This is a genomic window from Agromyces binzhouensis (assembly GCF_004135055.1).
Lineage (GTDB): Bacteria > Actinomycetota > Actinomycetes > Actinomycetales > Microbacteriaceae > Agromyces > Agromyces binzhouensis.
The window spans coordinates 1-707 of sequence record NZ_SDPL01000760.1 but is presented as its reverse complement, the minus strand read 5'-3'; the positions used below and the strand labels follow the sequence as shown (position 1 = coordinate 707).

The 707-nt window shown below is 76.7% G+C and carries 1 protein-coding gene; it reads left to right on the top strand.

Annotated elements, in window-relative coordinates; all coding sequences use genetic code 11:
* Positions 1-14: 14 nt before the first annotated feature.
* Positions 15-707, top strand: a 693-nt coding sequence (locus ESO86_RS18085; protein ID WP_165308404.1) for an aminotransferase-like domain-containing protein, incomplete at its 3' end; no start/stop codon positions are given.

Below are 707 nucleotides of genomic sequence, written 5' to 3'. Positions count from 1 at the left end.
CGGCCCGCGACGCCGTGCCCGACGACACCGCGCCCGACTTCGGCTCGCCCCGCCTCCGCGCCGAGATCGCCGAGCACCTGCGACACGCCCGCGGCGTGACCAGCTCACCCGACGACGTCGTCGTCACCGCAGGCACCAGCGACGCCGTCGCGCTCCTCGCGACCGCGCTGCGGATCCTCGTCGACGGCACCCCGCGGGTCGCCGTCGAGCACCCCGGGTACCCGTCGGCACGTCGCGTGCTCGTGCGCCGCGGCGCGCTCGAGACCGTCCCCGTGCCCGTGGACCGCGACGGCATCGACGTCGACGCGCTCCGCGGCATCCGCCCCGCACCGCACGCCGTGCTCGTGACCCCGAGCCACCAGTACCCGCTCGGCGGGCGGCTGCCCGTCGCGACGCGCCTGGCGCTGCTCGACTGGGCCGAGGCATCCGACGCGCTCGTCTTCGAGGACGACTACGACAGCGAGTTCCGCCACGTCGGTCCGCCGCTGCCCGCGCTCGCCTCGCTAGACCGCACGGGCCACGCCGTGCTCATCGGCAGCTTCTCGAAGGTGCTCACGCCGTGGCTGCGGCTCGGCTACCTCGTGCTGCCCGCGAACCCGGCACTGCGCGAGGCCGTCGCCGCCGTCCGCGACGACGAGACCTGCCCCGTGCCGGGCATCGCCCAGACGGCCGCGGCCGAACTGCTCGCGACCGGCGCCGTGCGGCGG